The 25,126-nt window shown below is 57.8% G+C and carries 18 protein-coding genes and 2 pseudogenes; 4 read left to right on the top strand and 16 right to left on the bottom strand.

Features of this window, described 5'->3' with window-relative positions:
• Positions 1-712: 712 nt before the first annotated feature.
• The 4 genes and pseudogenes from RYB66_RS18260 to RYB66_RS18245 form a co-directional block, all read left to right on the top strand.
• Positions 713-874: pseudogene (locus RYB66_RS18260) on the top strand (hypothetical protein); the annotation flags it as partial.
• 84 nt (positions 875-958) lie between these two features.
• Positions 959-2,074, top strand: a complete 1,116-nt coding sequence (gene tri1 / locus RYB66_RS18255) for an ADP-ribosylarginine hydrolase Tri1 (RefSeq protein ID WP_316895069.1) — start codon at positions 959-961, stop codon at positions 2,072-2,074.
• A gap of 166 nt (positions 2,075-2,240) precedes the next feature.
• Positions 2,241-2,570 (top strand): annotated as a pseudogene (locus tag RYB66_RS18250) (ADP-ribosylglycohydrolase family protein); the annotation flags it as partial.
• A gap of 78 nt (positions 2,571-2,648) precedes the next feature.
• Complete coding sequence (locus RYB66_RS18245) at positions 2,649-3,203, top strand: HD domain-containing protein (protein ID WP_057404873.1); 555 nt, start codon at positions 2,649-2,651, stop codon at positions 3,201-3,203.
• Between the two features lie 303 nt (positions 3,204-3,506).
• On the opposite strand, the gene tssA is transcribed toward RYB66_RS18245, so the two are convergent.
• The 16 genes from tssA to RYB66_RS18165 form a co-directional block, all read right to left on the bottom strand.
• Positions 3,507-4,604 carry a type VI secretion system protein TssA gene (gene tssA, locus RYB66_RS18240; RefSeq protein ID WP_316895065.1) on the bottom strand — a complete coding sequence of 366 codons (1,098 nt, stop codon included), beginning with the start codon at positions 4,602-4,604 and terminating at the stop codon, positions 3,507-3,509.
• A gap of 92 nt (positions 4,605-4,696) precedes the next feature.
• Positions 4,697-5,215, bottom strand: a complete 519-nt coding sequence (locus RYB66_RS18235; RefSeq protein WP_002551414.1) for an Hcp family type VI secretion system effector — start codon at positions 5,213-5,215, stop codon at positions 4,697-4,699.
• 155 nt (positions 5,216-5,370) lie between these two features.
• Complete coding sequence (gene tssM, locus RYB66_RS18230) at positions 5,371-7,863, bottom strand: type VI secretion system membrane subunit TssM (protein ID WP_016982572.1); 2,493 nt, start codon at positions 7,861-7,863, stop codon at positions 5,371-5,373.
• Positions 7,860-8,783 (bottom strand): type VI secretion system-associated protein TagF, encoded by a 924-nt coding sequence (gene tagF, locus RYB66_RS18225; protein ID WP_005759706.1) that lies wholly within the window; start codon positions 8,781-8,783, stop codon positions 7,860-7,862. Before tagF ends, tssM begins: the two co-directional genes overlap by 4 nt.
• A 31-nt stretch (positions 8,784-8,814) precedes the next feature.
• Positions 8,815-12,735, bottom strand: a complete 3,921-nt coding sequence (locus RYB66_RS18220) for a type VI secretion protein IcmF/TssM N-terminal domain-containing protein (protein ID WP_316895061.1) — start codon at positions 12,733-12,735, stop codon at positions 8,815-8,817.
• 30 nt (positions 12,736-12,765) lie between these two features.
• Positions 12,766-13,479, bottom strand: a complete 714-nt coding sequence (gene icmH / locus RYB66_RS18215; protein ID WP_002551418.1) for a type IVB secretion system protein IcmH/DotU — start codon at positions 13,477-13,479, stop codon at positions 12,766-12,768.
• A complete protein-coding gene (gene tssK / locus RYB66_RS18210; protein WP_005781681.1) occupies positions 13,476-14,819 on the bottom strand; it encodes a type VI secretion system baseplate subunit TssK in 1,344 nt (447 codons plus the stop codon). Before tssK ends, icmH begins: the two co-directional genes overlap by 4 nt.
• Positions 14,816-15,571, bottom strand: a complete 756-nt coding sequence (gene tssJ / locus RYB66_RS18205) for a type VI secretion system lipoprotein TssJ (RefSeq protein WP_011167351.1) — start codon at positions 15,569-15,571, stop codon at positions 14,816-14,818. The genes tssK and tssJ overlap by 4 nt, the downstream gene beginning before the upstream one ends.
• A gap of 25 nt (positions 15,572-15,596) precedes the next feature.
• Entirely contained in the window at positions 15,597-18,200 is a 2,604-nt protein-coding gene (gene tssH, locus RYB66_RS18200) for a type VI secretion system ATPase TssH (RefSeq protein ID WP_057404875.1), read from the bottom strand.
• Positions 18,197-19,267, bottom strand: a complete 1,071-nt coding sequence (tssG, locus tag RYB66_RS18195; RefSeq protein WP_316895058.1) for a type VI secretion system baseplate subunit TssG — start codon at positions 19,265-19,267, stop codon at positions 18,197-18,199. The genes tssH and tssG overlap by 4 nt, the downstream gene beginning before the upstream one ends.
• The gene (gene tssF, locus RYB66_RS18190) at positions 19,231-21,063 is read right to left on the bottom strand and encodes a type VI secretion system baseplate subunit TssF (protein ID WP_002551423.1); all 1,833 of its coding nucleotides are present in this window, start codon (positions 21,061-21,063) and stop codon (positions 19,231-19,233) included. The genes tssG and tssF overlap by 37 nt, the downstream gene beginning before the upstream one ends.
• Positions 21,063-21,545, bottom strand: a complete 483-nt coding sequence (gene tssE / locus RYB66_RS18185; RefSeq protein WP_003420335.1) for a type VI secretion system baseplate subunit TssE — start codon at positions 21,543-21,545, stop codon at positions 21,063-21,065. The genes tssF and tssE overlap by 1 nt, the downstream gene beginning before the upstream one ends.
• Before the next feature lie 25 nt (positions 21,546-21,570).
• Positions 21,571-23,073 (bottom strand): type VI secretion system contractile sheath large subunit, encoded by a 1,503-nt coding sequence (gene tssC / locus RYB66_RS18180; RefSeq protein WP_316895055.1) that lies wholly within the window; start codon positions 23,071-23,073, stop codon positions 21,571-21,573.
• Positions 23,074-23,087: 14 nt separating this feature from the next.
• The gene (tssB, locus tag RYB66_RS18175; RefSeq protein WP_002551425.1) at positions 23,088-23,621 is read right to left on the bottom strand and encodes a type VI secretion system contractile sheath small subunit; all 534 of its coding nucleotides are present in this window, start codon (positions 23,619-23,621) and stop codon (positions 23,088-23,090) included.
• 68 nt (positions 23,622-23,689) lie between these two features.
• On the bottom strand, positions 23,690-24,439 hold the full coding sequence (locus RYB66_RS18170) for a hypothetical protein (RefSeq protein ID WP_316895054.1): 750 nt from the start codon (positions 24,437-24,439) through the stop codon (positions 23,690-23,692).
• Between the two features lie 484 nt (positions 24,440-24,923).
• Complete coding sequence (locus tag RYB66_RS18165) at positions 24,924-25,103, bottom strand: hypothetical protein (RefSeq protein WP_125856974.1); 180 nt, start codon at positions 25,101-25,103, stop codon at positions 24,924-24,926.
• Between the last annotated feature and the right edge of the window lie 23 nt (positions 25,104-25,126).

Genomic DNA, 25,126 nt, shown 5'->3' with positions numbered 1-25,126 from the left:
TTCGTAGGAGCCGTACTACAGCCGTTTCGCAGGGCTTCTACCGAATCAGCCCTTCAGACCATCCAAAAAAGCAAAAGTGCCACTACCTATGCACAAAAGTAGCACTTTTCTCCAGGCCATTGCGGCCGGTGGCAGAGCTTGAGGGAAAACAGCGGTCCTGTGCTATACGGCATCTTTCAGTAAGGCTTTGCCACTCTGCCTCGCACGTTGGTGAGAGTCTGAAATCGTCGGGCCCCGACACCAGCGGTGGCTCAGCGTACATAATCTAGGAACGCATTGCTCTTGTAGCTCAGCAACTGGCCAAATGTTAGGAGCAACTCGTACTACTGCTCTTCACCGCCATCGTGACGTACTGGATACGTTGACAGGTCAAAAAGGGCCTCATTGGTCGCATGGATGGCATCGAAGTGCGCAGTACCTAGCTTCAGGCGAAGATTTCGAACAAGCAGTTTACGAATAGGTTGGCGCGTAATAAGCGAAGCTTTTGGCTCAGCCTTGGCTGCGGTTTGATGAGCCTGCTCCGTTGGCTAAGGCTGAATCCAAGACCGTGCTGGAGTACTAGGCCAAGCAAGATCCAGAGTTTGTTCCTCAAAAGCTTTTGTTCGAAAAACAAGGTTATTTGAAATACATGGTCCCTCTCAAAAAGAAATAATGGATTATCTATTTATAGGCGATGGATAGCTGTACTTGAATAAGCTACGAGCTGCAGCGGATGGTCGATTACGAGGAGTACTACGAAATCGACAAAGCCAGCTTCAATCTTTTTCATGCAGACCAGAAGGCTGCGGATGCTTTCGCCATGACATGCCGCAGGAGAGAGCGGGATGATCTTTTGATCCAGAAGCCAGGAGCAAAGCGGGGAATGGCTATTTAGCCGCTAACAAGCGGTATAGACTCGGGCATCCGGTAGCAGCTTCCATACTGCTCTACACCTTGAGAAATTATTCTGGAAGGACCCATGATCGACTTGAGAAGCTCCAACGAAATCCTCGATCGATATGTTGAGCGCTACGATCACCTGCTGCCTCCGCCATCTGCGCAGTTGCTCCAGCGTATGGATTATATGCTGCAGGCTGACGCACCAAGATTGCCTGTAGAGAAGCCCGGCTGGATAGCGTCACGGACGTGTACCCTCACCGAAGCACAGGCGCTGGATCGTGCAAAAGGGTGCCTGCTTGGGCTGGCCATAGGTGATGCTGTCGGTACAACACTGGAATTTTTGCCTCGTGATCGTAGCCATGTCCATGACATGGTGGGTGGAGGTCCTTTCAAGCTTAATCCTGGGGAGTGGACCGATGACACCAGCATGGCGCTGTGTCTTGCGGAAACCTACCTTGCTAAAGGTGATTTCGATTTTTTTGATTACGCCGATAGGCTATGTCGTTGGTATAAGAACGGCGAGAACAGTCATAACGGTAAGTGCTTCGATATCGGAAACGCTACTCGTGCTGCTCTGGAAGGACACTTGGCAAGCAAAGATGGCTGGTATGGCAACGACGATCCATCTACTGCCGGTAACGGGTCGATAATAAGATTAGCACCTACTGCAATATTTCGCAGGCACTCGCTGTTCGCTACGTGGCGGCAAAGCGCCGCACAAAGCAGATGCACACATAGAGCAATGGAGGCTATAAGTTTCTGCGAGCTGCTTGGCGCACAGTTGCATCTCGCCCTTAACGGCGCGGACAAAGAAGAAGCCCTTTCTCCGATGATTCGCCCATTACGACCGCGAGCATTGATCATCAACGCTGGCGAGTACAAAGAAAAAACCCGCGACCAGATCCGCTCCTCAGGCTATGTCATCGACACACTGGAAGCAGCGCTTTGGGCTGTATGGAATACCGACAATTTTAAAGACGCCATTCTGCTGGCTTCCAACCTGGCTGATGATGCCGACAGCGTAGCCGCCACTGCCGGACAAATCGCCGGCGCGCTTTATGGGGTGTCGGGCATGCCGGAGGAGTGGGTCAAGAACGTCGCATGGTCCGAGCATATTCAAGTTCTGGCTCAGCAGTTGTTTGAGCGTGCACCACTGTACTATGAGATGGATGAGATTATTTATGATCGCTGCTGACACAGCGCTAATTTAAGTTGAAATAAAATTCAGAATCAGGTGCTGTATCGAATAATGTCGTAATACAGTCATCAAGCTCGACGACGAGTTTTTGAATTTAATTCATACGATACATTTTGCGAACATAGGATCAAGAAAATATATAGACTGCCAAGGGCTTTAATGGATCATCAACGCAGGCGAATACAAAGAAAAAACCCGCGACCAGATCCGCTCTTCAGGCTATGTCATCGACACACTCGAAGCAGCGCTTTGGGCTGTATGGAATACCGACAATTTCAAAGACGCGATCCTGCTGGCTTCCAACTTGGCTGATGATGCCGACAGCGTAGCCGCCACTGCCGGACAAATCGCCGGCGCTTTGTATGGGGTGTCGGGTATGCCGGAGGAATGGGTCAAGAACGTTGCATGGTCCGAGCATATTCAGGGGCTGGCCCAACAGTTGTTCGAGCGTGCGCCGCTGCAGAACCCTTTGGACGAGTCTATCGGCGGCTGATAGGGAAACGCGCGTACTTTATTTGAGATCAGCCCGCGATCCCTGGATATTTATAGCGTCACAAGGAATCTGACCCAAATGCCCAAATCATGCCCGCAACACCTCTTCAACAAAGCCTGGCTATTCGCATCCCAAGCCCACGTCGGCCAAAAAATGACAGGCTCGGACCTTCCTTACATCACCCACGTGGCGATGGTTGCCAACGAGTTGATCTTCGCCCATCGCGAAGAATCCGTGGGCGCGCTTGAAATCGCCTTGCCCACAGCGTTACTGCACGACGTGCTGGAGGATACGCCGGTGACTCAGGATGAGTTGGCTGAAGTGTTCGGTGTGGAGGTCGCCTCAGCCGTGGCGTGCCTGAGCAAGAACCTGATCGTGCCGTTTTCCGAAGCGCTTTATTTCGCCGGGATCGCCAGGCATTCCAAAGAAGCTGCGTCGGTCAAGTTGTGTGATCGCATCACCAATCTCCAGTCAGCGCCGTCCACCTGGAAGAAGGCAAAGCGAGCGTCGTATCTGGTGGAGTCGGCGCAGATTCTGGCAGCCTTGGGGCATGCGAACGGGTATCTGCGGCAGCGGCTCATTGATACGATGGCGCGTTATGAGGCGCTTTATGTTGATGGCTTTGAAGGCTGAATAATGAGCTCTCATCATTGTCGGATCGAGAACGGGAGTCTCTGGATAGAAAGTCAGCGAGTCTGCCTTCCTTACCCGGTGGATACGTTTCTGCTGTTTTGCTTTTACCGGGTCTGACGTGCTCATTCTCTAGTCCCTGATGTGTGTGAGTCATGTGAATGGTCTTTCCCTTTTGCTGCACCGGGTAAGACGCAAAATACGGGTAAATCGAGAGCACGTCAGTCATACAGACGGACTCATCCTGTGGTGCATTTCCTGACGGCCTGTACGCACCTTCATACAGACCGATCCACCAGATCGCCCTTACTGCTTAGGCTCTTTCGTGCCCAACACATCGCGAATGCTATCCACGACGTTGCTGTCTTTGATGACGTCGTTCAGCCAGCCTTCCAGCGGCATGTTGCCCCACTTGATGGCGCGCTCGATGAGGTACGGGACGGGGCTTTGCGGCTCGGTGTTTTTGAAGAACTGTGCAATACCGGCGAGCATGGTGAAGGCTTCGTCGCGAGTGGCCGGGGTGGTGCGCAGTGGTGCGGATGCGCTGTCCTGGGTGGTCTGGGTCATCGCGGCACCTGCGGGTTGGTCGATGGCGATTTCGGGTGCGGTCTGAGCGGCGGCTGCCGGGGCAGGGCTCAGTTCTATTCCTCGGTCCTTGAGCAGCTTTTCGGTCAGTTGCCCGGCACGTTGCAGGATGTCGCTCAGGGTGACGAGGCTGGGCGCGTCGCGGCCGAACAGGGTATCGGCAGTGGCCTGGAGCTGCTGGCAGGCGTACAGGCTGGCAGCGATTTCGCTGGCCTTGAGGCGCAGGTGGTCCGAGTCGGTCAGTACCACGGAGCGCTGGAAGATTTCGGCGTTGATCTTGCCTTCGTCAACAGCAGCCTGCATGGCCTTGGGGTTTTGCAGGGCGAGGTTTTCCACGTGGCGCGACTCGTCGTAGCGCAACAGGCCAAAGTTCTGCCCCTGGGTGATCGGCAGCCCGCCGACGACTTCGGTCAGCGTGGTTTTCAGCCAGGCCAGGCGGGCGGCGCGTTCTTCTACGCCGTCTTCCAGCGACGGGTACAGATCGTCCCAGAAATTTTGCAGGATCCGCTCGGCCACGGTCAGGCCGAAGGTAATGCCGACAAAGTGGTATTTGTGCGCCAGGGCTTCACTGAGCCAGGCGACGAGCATCAGGTCCTTGCTTTGTTCAGCAAGGCCCTGTGCGGCCAACGTGATGGTCTGATCCCAGTCCGAGGACTTCAGATCGGTTTGCCAGTCACCTTGGGTGAGGTAATCGGGGTCTGCTCGACGAGCTTCCTTGACCTGATCGAACAGGGTGGAAAAGCTCAGGTCTTCGCCGCTGCCCCCGTTGATGGGCGCCGTCAGATCGGCAAGCGAAAGTTCGTTGAGAAATTCAGACATAGTCAACTCTGATCAGAGGATAAAAGAACACCGTGCCTGGGCAGACACGGTGCTGAAGACGGGCCGCTTGCGCGACCCGAGGTGTCACAGACTTATGCGAATACTTTGTTCGCAGTGCGGTCCCAGCCGCCAGTGACGTTACCGCCACCCTGGCCATCGGAACGGCTCTGTTGGGTGTAGGTAGTCTTGATGCGAGCGAAGTTGAAGCTGATTTCTTCAATCGGCAGATCGCTGACGGCGTTGTCTTCGCCTTTCTGGTTGCCGCCTGCTACAGCCTTCACGGAAGACACAACGACTTCTTCCAGGTTGATGGTCAGGTAGGTCAGCTTGTCGCCGCCAGCACGGTTGACGTTCAGCTGGATCTTGGCGATGTGAGTGCCTTTGCAGCACGCTTCGAACAGCTTGGCAGAAGCCTTGTCCACAGATTTGCGGATACTGAAGTCGCTCAGTGCAACGCGCTCGGACGAAGCACCGCCCGACGAGCTGGCGGTGGCGGAGGTGGCCTGGGTAGCGCCGAACTCGTAGCCGAGCACTTCGATCCAGTCTTTGTGCTTGTCGTCCAGAACTTCGCCCGGGATGCCGTCGATTTGGATGTATGCGTCAAATGCCATTTTCTGCGTCTCCTTTCTTCATTTAAGGTTGTGGTGTCTAAAGACAGAACACGACCCTTTTGATTAACCTTCTTGAAACGATCAAGAAAGGTTCTCTTGCCACGGCCCTGGTCTCATGTGGACAACCCGGGCTTCGGTTTGCTTGCACTGCGCGATCAATTGAGCGCGCGCACTTCGATCTCTACGCGTCGATTCGGCTCAAGGCACTGAATCAACTGAGCCCTCGGCTGCTGCATATCGCATTTGACCAAGGGTTTCTCGCTGCCTTCACCGACCGCGTCCACCAGCTCGGCGGGCACGCCCTTGCCGACCAGATACGTCTTGATGGTCTGTGCACGCTGCTTGGACACCTGCATGTTGCTTTGCGGGTCGCCCAGCTGGTCGGCGTGACCTGCAATCACGATCTTGCCGATGTTCGGTGTGCTCAACAGCTTGCCGGCGATCGCACTCAACTGGTTTTGACCTTCGGTTTTCAGGCTCTGGAAGTCGGCACGACCAAAGGCAAACAGGGTGTCCGATTCCAGCGTGATGGTTTCGATAGCCTTCAACGACTGCGTCAACAGGCTGTTGATGTAATTACGCGAACTGGATGTCAGGAATGCGTTGTCGAGAATTCTCGGCACGTCCAGTTCGTGAATCTGATCGCTGTAGAAGTTGATCTGGCGGCTGGCGTACTCGTAATCCTGATTGGAGCCTGCCTCGGCGTTCGCAGTGATGGTCTTGCCGGTCTGGCGCGCGATGGCCGGGTACCAGTAATCAGGCATCTTCGCTTTCAGGAAGGCCGGGTCAGCCTTCTCGCGCTGCGCTCGCGACAACATGACGTAAGTATCCAGCGTCGCCTTGCCGAAGGCCGCGATGGACTGCGCGCGGTTATCCGGCGGCAATGCCTTGGGTTCGACGCTGTCGACGCCGGTGACCGGCATCAGGTCCTTGGCATTACGCTGGTAGACCTTGATGGTGGTCAGCAGGTAAAGCGAGCGCGTCAGGTTGTCTGCGGTCGGCTTGAGCATCACCGTTTCCAGACGGTTGAAGTAGCGCGTGCGCAGCAACGGCTCGACGTCATAGCCCCGGTAAAGACCCAGGCGCAGGCGCAGCGGTACGCCTTCGTCGTGGTGACGGTCGTAATAAAGCGAGGTCCAGAAGCGCATGCGATCCAGCGTTTGCCATTCGGTGTACTGACCGGTGGCTTTGCTGTCATCGGCTGCTGCCTGAGCGAGCTCGGTGGAAATGGACTGGATGTTGTCTTTATTGTTCCAGTACGACCAGCCCCACAGGCTGCAGATCAACAGGGCAACAAGACTGGCGCCGCCAATCCACGCGGCCTTGCGGCGACGCTCGCGATGGTTGGTGGTGTACAGCGCCACCAGATGCTGGTCGGGAATGATCACCTTGCGGAACAGGCTGTTGATGAACAGCGGGTGTGGCTGCGCATTGCCGTCGACCAGGTCCTGCTCGCTTTCCAGCTGGAAGCGCTCGGTCACCTGACGGGTATGTCCGCCCATCTCGGGTTGATCGGCGTCCAGTGCGCTGGTGAAGTAGAAACCGCGCAGCATCTCGGCACTTTGATACGGGTTGGCGCGCAGCAGGGCATCGACGAACATCAGCAGGCGCGGTTTCAAGGCTTCCAGTTCCAGCGGGAAGCGATACACCGCGGTGTCCTGACGCGTGATCTGGATGTCCTGAAGCACCAGCTGTTGGTTGGCGATCTCTTTCCAGTAATTGATCAGCTCGTCCATCGCCACACCGAAGCGCTGGCCCCAGTCAGCTTGCTCGAAGCCCTTGTGCGGGAAGGTCTTGCCCATCACTTCGCCACGCGCCACATCATCCAGCTGGCGGTAGAAGGGGACAAAGCCCGGTACCAGGTCACACTTGGTGAACACCAGATACACCGGCAGACGCACTTCCAGCAGCGCGTGGGTTTCCTGGATTCGCTCGCGCAGACGTTTGGCGATGCGCTCCTGATCCTCCACCGAGGATTGCAGAATGTCATGAATGCTGACCGTGACAATCAGGCCGTTTAGCGGTCTGCGCTGGCGATGCTGACGCAGCAATTGCAGAAAGGCGCGCCATTTGCCGGCTTCCTGCTGATCATTCATGTAGCGGCCAGCGGTATCCAGCAGCACGGCTTCCGAGCTGAAGAACCAGTCGCAATTGCGCGTGCCGCCCAGCCCGGCGACGCGTGCGCCTTCGCGCTCGGCGTAGGGGAAGTTGAGGCCCGACTGATACAGCATGGTGCTTTTGCCCGCAGCGGGCTGACCCACCACCAGATACCAGGGCAGGGCGTAAAGCGCGTCCTTGGCATTGCTGCCGTTCGGCTTGTTGCTCTGCAACCGTTCGATGCTTTGCAGCAAGCGCTCACGCAGCAGGCTGACCTCTTCGCGATCCGCCGGGCTGGCATTGAGCACGGCCTGATCGGCGTCATCACGCAGCAGACCCTCCAGGTTCTGATGCTGTGATACGCCCCGATACAGCAACAGCACATACGCCGCCGACAGCAGCAGGAACAGGCCTATCCCCGTCAGCAGACTGTTCATCGAACTGAAGCCCAGGGCACGGCCGATGCTCCAGATGATGAAGATCGACAGAAAAAAACAGACCCCGAGAACATAGGGCTGGTAGCGCAAAAAGTAGTATTTGATCTTGTTCATACGGACTTCAAATCCAGCACATCGACAAAGCGGTCGATAACGTCATAAAGAGGGCGGTCAATGTCTGGAAACACATGGCCTCGGTGGTGTTCGTCGAACGCGTCAAAGGGTGCCAGCACGTCATAGTTCTCCGAATGCTCGCCCACGCCCGTCACCACGCGGTACACGCCTGAGGTGCTGCGCGACGGGAAGCAGAACAGTCGGGGGCGCATGAAGTCGTCCGCCAGAATGCTGATTTGCGGCACTGCCTTGTTCGGGTCAATGCGTGTCAGCCAATTGACCCACAGGTCTGCTGTCGGGTTCTTCAAGCCTCGCTCGGCAGGCAGCGGCAGCGAAATACCTATCGGTGCCCTGTACGACGGGCGACCCAGCGCTTGCAGCCGGGTGAGCACGGCATTGCTAATGAACTCGGGGTATGAGCTTTCCAGCGAAGTCGCAATGTCACGCAGAGTGAAGTTCACCAGAAACTTCTCATGCACACGCCGGAACAGTTCGAAGTCCTGTCCTTGCAGCGGGCGCAGGGCCCTGATGCGCTCGAACAGCACTGAGGTGCCTTCGCCCTGTGCGGCCATGTGCAGCAGCGGTTTGATCTGCCCGGCGAACAGCTCGCTCAGGGTAAACGGGTTCACAAACACACCGGCGTCGCTGGACTTCACCGTTTGAAAGATGAAGAACGGATAACGCCGTGCACTCGAGTCCCGCGAGCTGATCAAACCGCCCACCAGCCAGTTGCCGCTGCGTGCCCGATAGCTGAAAAAACACACGGGCAACTGGTCGAACAACGTGCGCCAGTCGTCGCGCTGCTGCATGTCGGCGAGTGCGCCTTGCAGCCAGGCATCGAACTCGCAGACATCGTCGCTGGCGCCATGCAGGCTGACGAAATCTGCGCTCGCGGGCACTTTTCCGAAGCAGCCAATCATCGACCGCCCTCCAGATCGAGCATGTGCATCCTCACTTGGTCCGCCCATCTGTTGCGTTAAGCGCGCTCAGCGCCTTGACGTTGGCCAGGTCGGTCAGCTTCACGCCACCATAGTTGCGCACCACCAGACTGACCGGCCCCTTGGCCGTGTTCCAGCTGAAACGCTGCTGAATGCCGTCCAGGTCGGCGACCCGTGCGCTGTCGTTCATGCGCAGCAGGCCCCAGCGCCCGGTGTAGTCGAACACGGTGATGCGCTCGCCGGTCAGCGTGACCACATCCAGGCGTGCGCCCGGTGCTGTCGTGGTACCCGGCCATGAGAAGCGGCTCCAGCTGGTTTTGCCGTTGCGGTAATGCTGCTCCTGGCCATCCAGCGTGAAGATAATGTCAGTGAAGTAGGCCGACGGCTCCAGCATGATCTCGAAACCATTGTCGCGATCCGAGAGGCTGGCGATGACCTCGCCCAGCGAACTGGCCTTGTCAATGTTGCTGACCATTTTCGGATTGACCAGCGGCGCAGCCTTGGACCCGCTGCCCATACCCAGGCCTTCGCCATCGGACAGGTTGCCGATTTCGTTGCGCTTGAAGTTCGGTAGCAGGCCGGATTCCGGGTCGACGAAGCGTTGCAGGTCTTTCACCGATGCCTCGTTGCGGCTATCCGCAGCAATCGGGTAACGATGCGCCATGACCTGTTCCCAAGGTTTGGCGACCTGTTTGGCCCAGGCTTTGGCGATCTGTTCGCCGGCCGGATCGCGCAGCGTTTCCCAGGCGAACTGGATCGGCAGGCTGAACAGGCTTTGCAGCGAGGTGGAAAGCCCGCCCTGACTGGTATCGACCGTGGTTTCAACGTAGTTACGCACGTTGGTGACTTCGCTCGGCTGCCCTTCAAGGGTTTCGCCGATCAACTGCTTGCTGCTCTTGCCGACATCCTGCGAGCGCTGGATGTTGTTCATCCGCACTTTGAGTTTACGCAGCGCTGCCAGGTAGCGATCCATGATGGTGCTGTCAGCGCCCTCGGCATTCTGCGCTGCGAAAACCCTTGATACAGGTTCGAAGCGTTTGGCCAGACTGCCGTCATCCACCGCAGGCAATGGCGAGATCAGTACGCTGGCTGCAGCTTCCTTGTTGTCGAAGATACCGCTGACCTTGCCCCAGAAGCCATCGTCGCGTTTGACGCCGGTCTGTTGCGCTTCGCGAGGTGCAGGCACGTCCCATTGCGTGTTGTCGTTGACGGCAGACAGCAGCAGTTTGACCGGCGAATTGCGTACGTCGCTGAGCAATGACAACTGCTGTGTGGCGTTGGCCATGTCGCTGAAGCGGCGCACACCGACGCTGTCGATCATGGTGTACCAGACCTGCGTGTAATCGCGCTTGTAACGGGCCATGAATTCACGGACGAAGTTGGCTTTCTGCACCACGCTGTCGCCGCCTTCGCCATCCAGAACCCAGTCCGACTCGTTACGCAGGTTGCCGGACACCAGCTTGATCAGCTCGGGTTTCACGAACTCTTCCCAGCCCTGGCGGGTGAAAATCGCAGGTACAGCCTCCGAACCGTAGAGCAACTGTCGACCCGGCATCGGCACCAGATCATTCAGGCCGATTGCCGGGAACTGACGGCTGGATTCCAGTTGCAGACGCAGGTATTCACGGTCCACCAGCGAGCTGGAGATCATGAAAAACTTCAGGCTCTTGCGGGTCTCGTCGATCAGTTGCTCATTGCGTGGCATGGCCGGCGCGTCACCATTCTTGAGCAGCTGTACGTAGACCGGCGAGTTGTCCTCGATGACGTCGTCGCTGATCGGATTGGTCTCGCTGGAAATGCCCGCCCAGGCCACCGGCAACGCTGCGTTGACGAACTCGGTTTCCGGATGCGTGGTCGGCTGAGTCAGAATCAGATAGAGCTTGAGGGCGTTGTATGACTCGATGATGGACGCCACTTGCCGTTCATCGAGTCGCCCGAGCATCTCTTCCGACAACGATAAGCCGCCTGTTGTGGCTGAAAGCTCGGCAGCATCGTTGGCAGTGGCCGGGTTGCGTAGCGCGGCAATCGCTTCGCTGCGCGTCTGGCTGGCTGTGCCTCTTGCTGCGCCGGTCAGTCGATTGGCAACCTCGCCGGTGCTGCGCGGGATGCTGCTCAGGCTGGTCGGACGGCCCGCAGCGACGTTGCGCGCGCCGCGGTCTAGCAGTTTCTGACCTTGAGCGCGTACCTTGCCCGTTTTGGTTTCCGACCCTGCGGGTGTAGCCCCGAAGCCATATTGCGGGTCCATGGTTTTGGCGAACTCGTTGAATTCACGCATCTGCAATTGCAGTTTCAGCGTGATCGGTTCCAGCGCCTGGGTACGCAGTTGCTGCAGGTAGGCAGTCTGGGTGGCGAAGTAGATATCGTCGCCACGGTACAGGCCGCCACTGAGCTGAAGAGGCACGCCCTTGGTGCGGTATTTCTCGATGGCAGCCAGCTGGTTGCGCAGCAATTCCAGGCCTTGGCCGGAGGCGAGGCGCTGGGCACGGTCCGGGGACTGTTCCAGTTCGGTCAACTGTTGGCTGATCGCGGCCAGCCACTCGCGGTTTTTCTGGAACGACAGGGCCTGCCAGCCGATGAAGGCCAGCCCGGCGAACAGCGCCAGAGCGATGACAATCGGCCCCAGTGATTTGTCGCGGCCATGACGTGACTGGTACAGGGTCAGGTCACGGTCAGGGAAAATGACGCGGCGGAAGGTATCGGTGATGAAGTAACTGCGATCACTGATTTTCCGTTGTTCGTCCTCTTCCAGCGCATCGGGTGCGGTCGCTGGCCGCAAGACGAACGACTCTGAAAGCTCGTCTTCATACACCGGTGTCAGCTGCTTGTCGGTTTGCAGGGCACTGGTGAAATACAGGCCGCGCAGCAACAACTGGGTACCGTTGACGTTACTGCGCGCGAAATGCTGCAGGAACTGTTCGAGTATCGCCGACAGCTCGGCAAAGTAGTTGGGGAAGTTGAGCAGGGCGCTGTTGGCGTCGGCACCCAGCGCGATCATCTGTGCATCGACGTGGCGACTGACATGCGCTTGCAGGTTCGCCAGTTTGCGATCGAGCACCGAACGCAGGCTTTCTGTGGTGATCTCTGTCAGACCGAACGTCATGCCCAGCGGCTGCTGGCGCTCATGCAGGTCCATACCGTCGAAAGCCTGGTTGAAGCCGGGCAGTTGGTCGGTCTTGGTCAGCATCAGATAAATAGGCGGGTTGGCGTCCAGGCAATCGGTATATTCCTCGATGCGCGTTACCAGGCGCGCACCCATCTCGTTGCGCTCGGCGGCAGAGGCGGCCAATAGCTCTGGCAGGCTGACCACCAGCACCAGACCATTGACGGCGGCCTTGCTGCGCTGCTTTTTGAGCATACGCAGGAACGCAGCGAATTCGCTGGCAGACTGATCGTCACGCAGGTAGCGACCCGCGGTGTCGATCATCACTGCTTCAGGGCTGAAGTACCAGTCGCAATGCTGGGTGCCGCTTTCCGTGTCATTGGCGCTACTGGCAATGCTGGCCGACAGGCCGGAGCGGGTCAGCAAGGAGGTCTTGCCTGCCGCCGACATGCCGATGACCAGATACCAGGGCAGATCGTAAAGCGCCGAGGAGCCGCCACCGCCTGCCGAGCGATCGGTGCGCAGCATGGCAATGGCATGCTTGAGGCGGTCGCGCAGCACTTGCTGATCACGGAACTCACCGGTCGACTTCAGCGAGCGGTCAACTTCGATCTGAACCAGATTTTCGAGGTTGTGTTCGGTACGAATCCGTCGGTATTGGCGCAGTACGATCAACAGCAGATAGAAGGCGCTGATGATCGCCATCGCTTCAAGCGTATAGCCTTGCAGCCAACTGATCCTGGGGGCGAAAAACCAGCAGACAGCCAGGCTGATCAGCCACAGTATCGGGACCAGGAACCAGAAACTTTTTAACAGGCGCAGTAATGTCTTCATGTCTTCCTGACTCGGTTACCTGATCGGGACTCAAGCATTGAACAGTTGGCTGATTTGTTCGGCCAATGCGGCCACGTCTTTGCCCAGCAACCAGTCAAGCGTCAGATAGACACCCAGGCACACGAGGGCGATGAGCACCAGGTAAAGCCATACCGGAACTTCATGGCGAAGCATCTGCGACACTTGGTCAGGCAATGCCCAGTCAGGCGACAGCGCCTTTGGCGTCTTGCGGTAGCGTGCGATGTCCTGGCCCAGCGTGTTGGCCAGATAGCGCAATTGGTCTTTCTGGCCGAGGCCGAACTTGCCTTCGAAACCCAGCGCCAGGCACAGGTGGTACACCTCAAGCACATCCAGGTTCTTTTTCACGTCGGCGCGCAGCAGTTCGATTTTCTCGAAGAAGCCTTCGCCCGCCAGGTGGACGCCGAAATAACGGAACTGCAGCGGCTCCATTTCGAAGTGGCGACGCATATCGTTGTCGCCCGAACGCAGCACGCTCTCATCAAGGAATGCGCACAGTGCGTACTGCGCGTCTTTTACCTGTTCGACGCTGTAATTGGCGCTGCGCGCCTGACGCTCCAGGTTGGCGAAGAAAGTATCGACGCTGGCTTCGAACGCGGTGACCGAGATCGCCTGGCGGCCGCGACGGACAATCAGCGCCATGGTGATGAAGTCACGTACCAGGTCTTTGAGCGTAGGTTTTTCGGTTGCGGCCGCAGCGGCACCTTGCATCACGGCTTCAGTCATTTAAGCACCGCCAACAGTTCAAGCTTGAGGTTGGTAAACGCGCTGGGCGCGTAGAAGGAAATGGCCTGGGCTTCCATCATGCGTTCGTACACCCGGCCATGTGGCTCGATGGAGAAGTAATGGTTGTCCAGGCGCACCGGAATGGCGTTTGGCAGGCGTGTCGAGTGGTTCAGGGTGACGCCCGGCATGGCGCTGTTGACGACCACCTCGATGTCTTCCGGCGAGCCGACCTTGAACGCACGCGGCACCAGTTCCAGCAGGCTGGAGCCGGGCATGTCGGCATGCACTGAAATATAGAAATCCGCTTCGGTAAGGCGTGGGTCGAGCAATTGGCCCTGCCAGTACGAAGGCCGGACCTGGCTCAGATTGATGACGATGCACTGGTTCGGAATCACGTTCTCAAGCAGCAGACGAACCAGTTCGTCGAGCTTCACCAGCGAGGCCGCCGGGTCCTGATGATCGTAATCGGGGATGTCAGTGAGCTGGGTGTCCAGCGAGAACGTCAGCAAACCGCCCGCCAGTTCCGCGAGAAACAGATACAGCCGCTCTGGATGCAGGCGTGGGTGCGCCAGCAGGTGGGCCAGTTGCGGGTAGGCGCGGTTGACCGTATTCAGCAGCCAGAACAACGTAACGTCGCTGGAACCGAACTCGGCGATCTGGTCGGCACGCTCGCGGCGGCGGCCTGAAAGTGCCTTGCTCTTGGCTTGCAGCACGCTGATCAGGCGTCTGCCAAGGCCAACCAGCGTCTCGTGGGTGCCCACGTGCAACGTAGGGTGCACAAAATGCGCGTCAAGGTTGAAACCGCCGATGCTATTGCGTGCCAGTCGGGCAATCGGGCAATAACTGTAGCCATCCAGAGTGTCGCCATCGACCAGCATCACGACGTTCAGACGCAGGCTGGTGATCTCGTTTTCCAGATCGCCTTCGTTGAGGTCAGGCAGGGTGTCGAACTGTTTGCGAAAGCGCCGGGCGCTCTTCTGTTCCTGGCCATCTTCAACGTAGTTCAGGCCAAAGGGCTCGGGCAGCTTGAGCGCCGCATAGACCTTGATTTCTCCACCCTTGATCAGATTTTTCAGGTCGCGGGCGGCGGGCAGCGGGTCGTGCTGCGGCGCGTCGTAAAGGCTGCCGTCAGGGAACACCAGCTTCAGGCGCTTCAGTTGCAACGAGCCTGTGGCCAATGCCTCGACGTCGACTTCCAGCGTTTGCACGCCCCAATGGAAAGGCGTGGAACGCAGTGTCGACTCAGCAAGCTGATGCTGGTGAAACTCATCCTGATATTGGAAATGTTGTGGCAAAAGGAACATGCCTTCCGACCACATCACGCGGCTTTGTTTACTCATTTGGCGCCTTCCAACAGAGAATTGAATTGTGAGTCCGCTGCCTTTTTCGCAGCACTGCCGGCCGAGTCCTGAACCTGCTGGACAGCGGCGTCCTGCACACGCTCGGTAATACCTTTGCCGGCGGGTTGTTCGGGCATCGAATTGGATTTAGTGAACTGCTCTTCAGTCTTGAGCCTGTTCAGCACATCCACGCCACGAACGGCGAGGATGTAGTTGTTGTCCACCAGCACGCGCACACCGTCGGACGAGAACCAGATACCGTCCTTGCGCAGCGTGTTGGCGTCGAACGCGACCTTCCAGCGGCTGTCGACGTCGGTGCGGAAGAACGCCGCGATGCCCACATACGAGGCATTCGGGTTCAGCGGCCATTGATCGGTCTCGCCTATGCCAGGCAACAGAATCAGCTCTCTGCTTTCGACCAGTGTGTTGCCCAGAGCCTTTTGCGGATCATCCCAGAGGGTGTCGGCGTTGATTGACTCGAAGCGCTCCAGAGAGGACAGTTGATAAACGCGCACCACCACCGAGAGCGGTTTGCCGTACTCGTCAGGGTTGAGCTGATTACCGCCGTCAGTCGTCAGGATGACCTTTTCGTTGTCACCAAACATCATGTCGCCAGCCCAGGTGTCATCCATGCGCTTGGCGACACGGTCCGTCACGCCACAGGCGGACAGAGCCAGCATCATTGCCAGAACAGCCAGGCACCTTGCCAAGGCTGGCTTCGAGGAACAATTGCCTTGAAGTCTTTTATTCATCACGTCTTACCTATGGGGTGATCGATCAGGTCAGTGTGTAAGCGAAGTCGCCATCGCTGCCCAGATCGATGGTCAGGCTCTGAATCGGCTTGTCCTGTGCCATCCGCTCCAGCACTCGCTGGGCGAGTTCCGGCATGAGGGTTTTGGACAGGATGTTGTCGATGTTGCGTGCGCCGCTGTCGACTTCCGTGCAACGCGAAGCGATGGCCTTGATCAGCGCTTCGTCGTAACGCAGTACCGCCTGGTGATTGCGCTCGAAACGCTTGCGGATGCGCTCCAGTTTCAGGCCGACGATGCGTTCCAGAATCGCGTCTTGAACCGGGTAGTACGGCACGATGGTCAAGCGACCGAGGAACGCCGGTTTGAACACCTGATTCAGCTCGTCGCGCAGGCCTTCCACGATGTCATCGGGGGTCGGCTTCTGCTCGGTGTTCAGGCACCACTGCATGATGCGATCAGTACCGGTGTTGGAGGTGAGGATGATCACGGTGTTGCGGAAGTTGATCTCGCGACCTTCGCCATCGTCCAGCACGCCTTTGTCGAAGACCTGGAAAAACAGCTCAAGCACATCCGGGTGGGCTTTCTCCACCTCGTCGAGCAGTACCACGCTGTAAGGCTTGCGGCGCACGGCTTCGGTCAGCACGCCACCTTCGCCGTAACCGACGTAGCCCGGCGGAGAGCCTTTGAGGCTGGAGACCGTGTGGGCTTCCTGGTATTCGGACATGTTGATGGTGATGACGTTACGCTCGCCGCCATACAGTGTGTCAGCCAGCGCCAGCGCAGTTTCGGTCTTGCCGACACCGCTCGGGCCGAGCAGCAGGAACACACCGATCGGCTTGTTCGGGTCTTCCATGCGCGCGCGGGAAATCTTGATGCGCTTGCCGATCTCTTCAAGCGCATGATCCTGACCCAGCACGCGTTCGCCCAGCAGCGCGGGCAGGCTTTGTACGGTATCGATCTCGTCGCGCAGCATCTTGCCCAGCGGAATGCCGGTCCAGCCGGAAATCACTTCACCGATGGTGCCGCCGTCTACCAGCGCGTGGACCAGCGGTTGCTCGCCCTGCACACTGGCCAGTTCGGCACGCACTGCAGCGATCTGCTCAGCATCAGGCGCGCCGTCTTCCGGAACGCTGAGTGCGCCAAGCTTTTCGACCAGTTCCAGCTCGCGCTTCCACTGTTGCTCCAGCGACTCGCGGGTTTCCTGTTCGGCTTTCAGCTCTTCGTGCAGGGCCGTCAAACGGCGAGCGTGGTCGCTGCCCTTGGCGGTTTCCTGCTCCAGTACGGTGATTTCTGCATTCAGGTTGTCGATGTGACGCTTGCAGTCTTCCAGCGCTCCCGGCTGTGCCGATTGGCCCAGGGCAACGCGTGCGCAAGCGGTGTCGAGCACGCTGACCGCCTTGTCGGGCAACTGGCGGCCAGTGATGTAACGATTGGAAAGGCGTACGGCCTGCACCAGCGCTTCGTCCATCACGGTGACCTTGTGATGCTCCTGCATCTTCGCCAGCAGCCCACGAAGCATGTGGATGGCCTTGTCTTCGCCAGGCTCTTCGACTTTCACGACCTGGAAACGACGAGCCAATGCGGCGTCTTTTTCGAAATACTTTTTGTATTCTGCCCATGTGGTGGCGGCGATGGTGCGCAGCTCGCCACGCGCCAAGGCAGGCTTGAGCAGGTTCGCTGCGTCGTTCTGCCCGGCCTGGCCACCCGAGCCGATCAGCGTGTGGGCTTCGTCGATGAACAGAATGATCGGGTGCAGGCTGCGCTTGGTTTCTTCGATGACCGACTTGAGGCGGTTTTCGAACTCGCCTTTGACCCCTGCACCGGCCTGCAACAGGCCCAGATCCAGGGTGTGAATGGCGACGCCCTTGAGCACCGAAGGCACGTCGCCCTGCACGATGCGCAGCGCCAGACCTTCAACCACGGCTGTTTTACCCACACCCGCTTCACCGGTCAGGATCGGGTTGTTCTGACGGCGGCGGGTCAGGATGTCGACCATCTGCCGCACTTCGAACTCGCGTCCCAGTACCGGATCGATACGACCATCGCGGGCGCTCTGGGTCAGGTTGACGGTGTACTGGTCCAGGGCAGGGGTTTTGCCGTTGCCCTTGGTGGTTGCGCCCGTGCTTGCGTCGGCGTTGGCCAGCGGCTTGCTCAGTTTGGTCTCCGGGCTGCCTTCGACCAGCGCGCTCATGTTCAGGCGCAGGTCGTCAGCGTTGATTTTCTCCAGTTCCGGCGCCGAACCGATGACCACGCGGCGCAGGGCATCGTCATCCAGCAAGGCCTGAATCAGGTGGCCGGTGCGGATCTGCGACTGACCGAATTCGATCGACGCCAGTACCCAGGCCTGCTCGATCATGCGCGTGATGTGCGGCGAGAGCGCAGGCGTCCGTGTGTTGCCTTTCTTGAACGTCCCCAGCGCGGTGACCAGCTGTGCTTGCAGGCGATCAGGCACTACGTCGTAGTGGCGCAGGATCACCGGCAGGTCGTTATCGTTGTTGTCGAGCAATTGCAGCAGCAAGTGCTCGACTTCAACGTCGTAGTGGTTCTCCGACAGGCACAGCGCAGCAGCGCTTTCAGTGGCAGTGCGGCTCGTTTCGTTCAGCTTGGCGAACAGGGACTTCAGGTTCACAGGGAGACCCCATCAAAAGGAATATGGAAAACAGCGCAACGGGAGGGCTCCACGTCGACACCGGGGCGTTTGAGCCAGCCAAGCCAGCCCAGCGATACATTGCCTTGGCGACCCAGGCGGGCCACGGGTACAGCTTCGCGCTTGAGCTTCGGCGCAATCTGGAAGTCCAGTTCGGCGCCGATGTAAAAACGCACCAGTTCAACAAGCTTCTGGTAATCCTCGGTGCCCGGCTGAAAGCGCTGGTAGTCAGCCAGTTCCAGAGGCCCCATTTCGATACGCACGCACGACTGGTAATCCCAGACGCGATTGCCAGCCACGGCGCTTTGCCCCAGCATGGCGTTCTTGCGGCCCAGCTGCGTGCACTGGCTGCTGTCGAGCTTCAGCCAGCGCCCGGCGAACTGCTGGATCTTGAACGGCAGCGAGAAATAAAAACTCAGCATGACTTCAAGGTTCAGGGCGTTGCGCGGCTTCTGGGCGAACATCCCCGAGAAGTAGCTGAACAGTTCGCGACGCAATGGCGACTCGCCCTTGTCGAACTTTTGCTTCAAGGCTTCGGGGCCGAAACCCACTAGGTTGAGCAAATAACGATCAAAGTTCGACGTGCCGTTACGCTCGTACTCGATGTAAAACTTGTACTTCTGCCAGGCCTCGTAAAACAGCGTGGTCATGCGATGCGAAAAAATATCCAGAAACGCATGCGCAGCGTCGTCTCGGTACTGAATATGCCTATCGATGAGCAGCTCGGTGTACGGGCGCGGCAGCACGCCTGATGGGCCGACCAGGCCCATGAACGTGACCTGCACCTCGGACAGCGGCAAACCGGCCGCCGAGAGCTTGCCTTCGCGTTCGAACTGCAGGTCGCTGACTTCACTGGCCGGAAAGTTCAGCGACAGCTGCGAACGAAAGCGCAGAGGGTCCTCATGCGGCCTGGTTTCCAGGTCCATGCGCCCATTCCTGCTGTAATGCAGGCGAAGCAAACGCACCAACTGAAAAAATTCGAATCGGTGCGGCTCAGCCCTTGCCTGGTCAATCAGACCAGGGGTTGATCGCCTGTTCGCGGGGGCCATTGGACCACTCTCTTTTCGCGCTGCACGGTGCGAAGGGTTAATTGGGTAAAGCTGTTCATCGAGCAGTACTGACCAAAGAAGTGGTCAAGGACCATGCCGAACAGGAACACGCCGCTGCCGGTGTACTGGCTCTCATCGAATTTCAGCGTAATGCCGACGCCGCGCACAAAGTTCGGCCGCGGATGGCCGATGCGTGCCACGACCGGCTCGCTGCTCACCGAAACGATCCCGTTGATCTGTTTGCGAATCGCCGACACGTTGCGGTAGTTGTAAAGCGACAGCAGTTCCAACAGCACTTCGCGCCCCTTCGAAACCAGCGACATGTGGTTCAGCGACAGGTGCGAGATGAGCCGCCAGATCACGCCGTTGCCCAGCGGCACGCGCACCGTTGCCGTCGGTTTGCGCAGGCAGCGGATATCCTTGATCACCGAGTTGGAGGGAATGTTGAAGTCCCCGCGCTCGCCGCCAAAAGGCAGCATCAGTGGTAAATCGCGGTTGCTGCACGTCAGGCGGATACTGAGTGTGTCGTTGTTGGAATCAATCAATTCCAGATCCCGATCCACGACGCGGATGAACATGTTCGAGCCATCGCTTTGTCGGCTCTGCGTCGGACGTCGCCGGGCTATCCAGAAACTCTGACCGGGGCCTTGATCGCCGCGTGGTTCAAAGAACGGATGGCAGGTGCCGACCTGATCGTTGCCATTGATCTTCTTCACCCGCCGCACGCGATCGATAGAGACCACCTCGGCAGAGCTTTGCAGGCGCACATCCGGTGTTACCGCGTATTCATGCTGGACGTGGGTCAGCTTGATCGGCTCGGCCTGCTGGCGGAACAGGTTGATGATGGGCGTGCAGTTGAGCTTGAAATTGTTACGGCCGATGTTCTGGGTCAGGCGTGCCAGACGATCCGTCAGGTCGTAGTCGGAAAAGTAGAAATTGATTTCCACTTTGGCGATTTCTTTGCCAGCCAGAATACGGGCAAAGCCTGACAGGTCGAAGAACATGAACTTGTCAGGGAAGGTGAAGTATTCGTGCAGCAGTCGATAACCCAGAAACGAACGCTCCGAGTAATCCACCAGCCCTTCATCCAGACCATAACCGACAGACTTCAGGGCGTCGGCGGGCAGCACCACTTCACGAATGCGCCCTTCGTCTTCGAACGACAGGGTCGCTTTGGCCAGGTTGTTGAACAGCAGCTCATACAGTTGATGCATAAGCGTGCTTTCGCCATCAAGGAAAAAGCGCAGTCGGTCCAGCTCCATCTTGCCGAACAGGACGTCGGAGGTCGCACCCAGGCCGATGCGCAAGCGCGCAATCAGGTCTGCACTGTGGCCGTTGAACGCCGAACGCTCCATTTCAATGAACGAAGCGCTTTGCACTGCCACCGGCCACAGTTCGACCGGGTAGCACGTACGAAACTTGCACACTATTCCGTCTATCGGTGTGGCGTGCAGCTCGGTGTGCCGGGCTACACGATAGGATTCGGTGACTTTTTCCTGCTTGCCCATGTTGAACTCGACGATGGACATCGAAGGGGTAGGACGCAGGTAGTGCGGGTACAGCACCTCCAGAAACGACTCGACGATTTCAGGAAACTCATCGTCGAGTTTCTTGTGTACGCGCGCCGACAGGAACGAGAACGCCTCGATAAGGCGCTCGGTGTGCGGGTCTTCGCAGTTGTCGCCCTCAATCAGTAATCGCGAAGCGATCTTCGGATATTGAGCGGCAAATTCCTGGCCCAGAAAGCGCAGGTGCGAGAGTTCCTTCTCGTAATAGGGCAGCAGATCGTCGAGCATCAGTTGAGGTTCTGCACTTTGTATTCCTGAGTGTTGACCTGCAGCACGGCGTCAAAAGAAACCTGACGCGAAATGTCCTGCAGACGCAGTACTGCGTCCACACGAAAAGTCAGCATGCGCTGGCCGGTCTGTTGTGCAAGCAACTGGACTTTCACGCTGCGGAAACGTCGGTCACCGACAGAAATTGCCTTCTCCAGCTGGCGCTGAATCAAAAGACGGTCCTGTGGGTCGAGCACGCTTCTACTGGTGAAGTCGGGCATACCGTAATCGAGGATGGTGCCGCTCAGATTGGCGAAACCCTCCAGCTCGTTAGCGACCAGAGACTGGCGAGTGTTCACCAGAATCTCCAGGTCACGAACGATGCTGGCCTTGTAATCGGCCAGCGAACTCAACCGTTGCGATGACGATTCCACGGACTGATGCGGACGATCGTCGAGCAACCGATCCAGCAATGAAGGCAACAGCTTGTGTTGACTACTCATGTTGCCTCCCTGGCTAAGTGATGGATCAGCCGCGAGTCGATTGCGGCAATTCGGCGACCAGACGCAACGATGCGGTCAGTTCATCCAGTTGGTAATGCGGACGCAGGTAAGTCACGGCCTTGTAGACGCCAGGCTTGCCAGGCACTTCAAACACTTCGGCACGCGCTTCGCGCAACGGGAACTTGGCCTTGGCTTCCTGACTGGCGGTGTCATCCAGCAACACGTAGCTGGACAGCCACTTGTTGAGGAACAACTCGACATCCTTGCGCGATGCAAAACTGCCGATCTTGTCGCGCATGATCGCTTTCATGTAGTGAGCGATACGCGAGGTCGCGAAGATGTATTGCAGTTGCGCCGAAAGACGCGCGTTGGCGTTGGCAATGTCGGTGTTGTACTGCTTCTGCTTCTGGGTCGACTGAGTGCCGAAGAATGCGGCGTAGTCGGTACCTTTGCAGTGCACCAGAGGAATGAACCCCAGGTCCGACAGCTCTTTTTCGCGACGGTCGGTGATGGCAATTTCAGTCGGGCATTTCAGCGCGATTTCGCCGTCATCGGTCTTGAAGGTGTGGGTCGGCAGGCCTTCGACCAGACCGCCGCCTTCCACGCCGCGGATCGCCACACACCAGCCGTAGCGGGAGAATGCATCGGTCACGCGAGTGCCCAGTGCGTAGGCAGCGTTCATCCACAAGTACTTGTTGTGGTCACGGCCGTCGACGCTTTCGACAAAGTTGAATTCTTCGACAGGCGTGGTATCCGGGCCATATGGCAGGCGACCCAGCACGTGCGGCAGAGTCAGGCCGACATAGCGGGAGTCTTCAGAGGCGCGGAACGACTTCCACTTGGCGTATTCGACCGTATCGAAGATCTTCGCCAGGTCGCGAGGGCCGGCCATGTCGGTGAACGAGTCCCAACCGAACAGCTCAGCCGATGCCGCGGAAATGAACGGCGCGTGGGCGGCGGCTGCAACGTGGGAGATCTCCTCGAGCAGGTACATGTCTTCCGGGCTGCGGTTGAACTCGTAGTCACCCAGCAACATACCGAACGGTGCACCACCGAAGGTGCCGTACTCTTCTTCGTAGATCTTCTTGAACAGTGCGCTTTGGTCGAATTCGGACGAGGCCTTGAGGTCACGCACGAGGTCTTTTTTCGACGCATTGAGCAGGTGAATCTTCAGCGTGGTGCTGGTCTCGGTCTGGTCAACCTGATACTTCAGGCCGCGCCAGGACGCTTCCAGCTGCTGGAACTCACGGGCGTGCATGATTTCGTTCATCTGCTCGGAGAGCATCGAATCGATCTCGGCAATACGCGCGTCGAGCACGGCGATCAGGTCTTTGCTCGGCGTCATCTCGCCTTCCAGCACCTGGGCCACGAGTTCGCCGATCAGATCGCGGGTACGAGTGCGCTCGGTCTCTGAGCGCGCAACGCGGCTTTCGGAAATGATGCTGTCGAGCAGGGAGGATTGCGGGGCGAAGTTTTCAACTTCAACCAGAGCGCTTTCCTGCTGAGTCACGGGTTGCTTATCGGTCATCGTCAGGCTCCTCCTTACTCTTTGCTGTCGGTGGCAGGAACGGCGGCTTCACGGCCGAACTCCTTGCCCAGGGTTTTCAGCTTTTCAGTGTTCTGCAACACGTCCATCAGCAGTTCTTCAAGCTTGTCGTTGCCACCCATCTTGTTACGCAGGTCAGCCAGCTTGTTGCGCACTTCCAGCAGCTTGCGCAGCGGCTCGACCTGACGCACGACGTTCTGCGGCTCGAAGTCTTCCAGGGCATTGAAGTTCAATTCGACGCCAAGCTGAGTACCGTTCTTGGCCAGGGTGTTGTCGACGCGATACGCCAGGCGCGGCTTGATGCCTTTAAGGACGCCGTTGAAGTTGTCGCGATCGATGAAGATGAACTTGCGATCCTTGAGCTTGGGCAGCGGCTCCAGGGGGTTGCCGGAGAAATCGCCGAGAACGCCTACAACGAATGGCAGCTCTTTCTTTTCCTGAGCGTCGCCGATATCAACGTCGTAAGTGATATGGACCCGAGGCGCGCGAACGCGGTCAAGTTTGTGCTGGGTACTTTCCTTCTTCGCCATCGTCATCTCCTGTGCGAGCAACTCGCTGCAAGTCGTTTGCGTACCGGGCCTGGACAGGCCAGGCGCGATTAGAGTCCTTCAATCGTCAGCAAAAGGCGCTGACGGATTTCATCGTTCATTTCCAGAATATTTTCGTGCCCGACCAATTCTTCGAAGCTTGTATTGCCTGCAATCTGCGTGCTGTTGCGAATGACCGACTCATCCGGCAGCTCGGAGCGCACCGGTGAACTGATCACGCAGAACGGCAGATCGCCGAAGTCTTTCAAGCGCTCGAAACTGACCGGGAAGCGCAACCCTTCGAACAGGCGGCTCATGCCCGGTGACTTGCTCAGGCAATAGAACAGGACCAGATAATGCACAGCGTAGCGATACAGCTCGGCGCTACTGCGATTCGGGTCCTTGATTACCTTGCGAAACTGCGCCAGATCGAAGGAGTTGAAGCCCACCACCCAGCGCACCGGGCTGGTGATGCGTATGGTCTGCCCGCTTTGTGACAGCACCATGTCGTATTCGAGCGGGAACAGCTCGGGCGTCGTACTGATCAGGTTGAGCGGCACTTCCAGTTCATTGACCAGCTTGAACGGCTCTGCCGATGCAATGCGGTCATAGAGCTCCTTGAGCTCCTTGAAATGGTGCTGAGTTTCTCGACCGCTGCTGCGTTGCGCGCCCTGCAGGTATTCACCGAAGAATGTCTGCGGGCGTATCAGCAACGCGAGGGTCGACAGGTAGTCGGACGCCTGCACCTTGAGCGCGTCGGAAATAGCGCGCGTCTGCTTGCGCAGCTTGATCAATGCTTCTATATCGAACGTCTGAGTCATCGGTACATCGTCCTTGAACCCTTCACGACCGCTTCCCGGATCAGACCGGGGACGGGGAAGAGTTGCGAATTTCTCGACTGCACACCTGCTCATGAAGTGGTTTTGCCATGTGCGTAAAGCAAAACGCACCGCCACTATGAGGAAGGATTTGGTGCTGGCATATAGATGTCGTCTAGCCAGCAGTGTGGTCTATGGCACTATTTTCAGTAGGAAAGTTCCTACAGACGGTGGATATTTTCTCGGTTTTGTTACAGTAAGCAATGATTGCTATGAGCCACTACTGGTTAATATTGCAGCAGTAATATAGCCGTAAGCCTTGATTTATAAGGGCTTTGGAGCGTTATCTGGATCCGATTTCGAACGCAATTAAGCTTAAAAAGATGAACTTATTTGCCCGCTGTTTGCGTCTTCAAGACGATAAAATCACGATGCCGTCTTGTGAGCGGATATTTCTCGGATGAGGGATGATGGCACCACGAGTGGTTCAGGTGGCAACAGGAGAGTGAGTGAAACGCACACCGATTCTTGCCGAGCGCAAGGAGGAAGGTGCTTGCTGATAAACGTCCCCGGATTTTCTTGCAGCAAATAAAAAACCCGCCGAAGCGGGTTTTTCCAAGACCATCCCGACTTCCTGTCGGACGCCTCCCAGGCGATGGTCGATCATCCTTGATCCTGGTGAACTCCCTG

The sequence above is a fragment of the Pseudomonas syringae group sp. 243L2 genome (genome assembly GCF_032587875.1).
In the GTDB taxonomy this organism is placed as follows: domain Bacteria; phylum Pseudomonadota; class Gammaproteobacteria; order Pseudomonadales; family Pseudomonadaceae; genus Aquipseudomonas; species Aquipseudomonas amygdali.
This window is presented reverse-complemented; position numbering and strand designations above follow the sequence as displayed.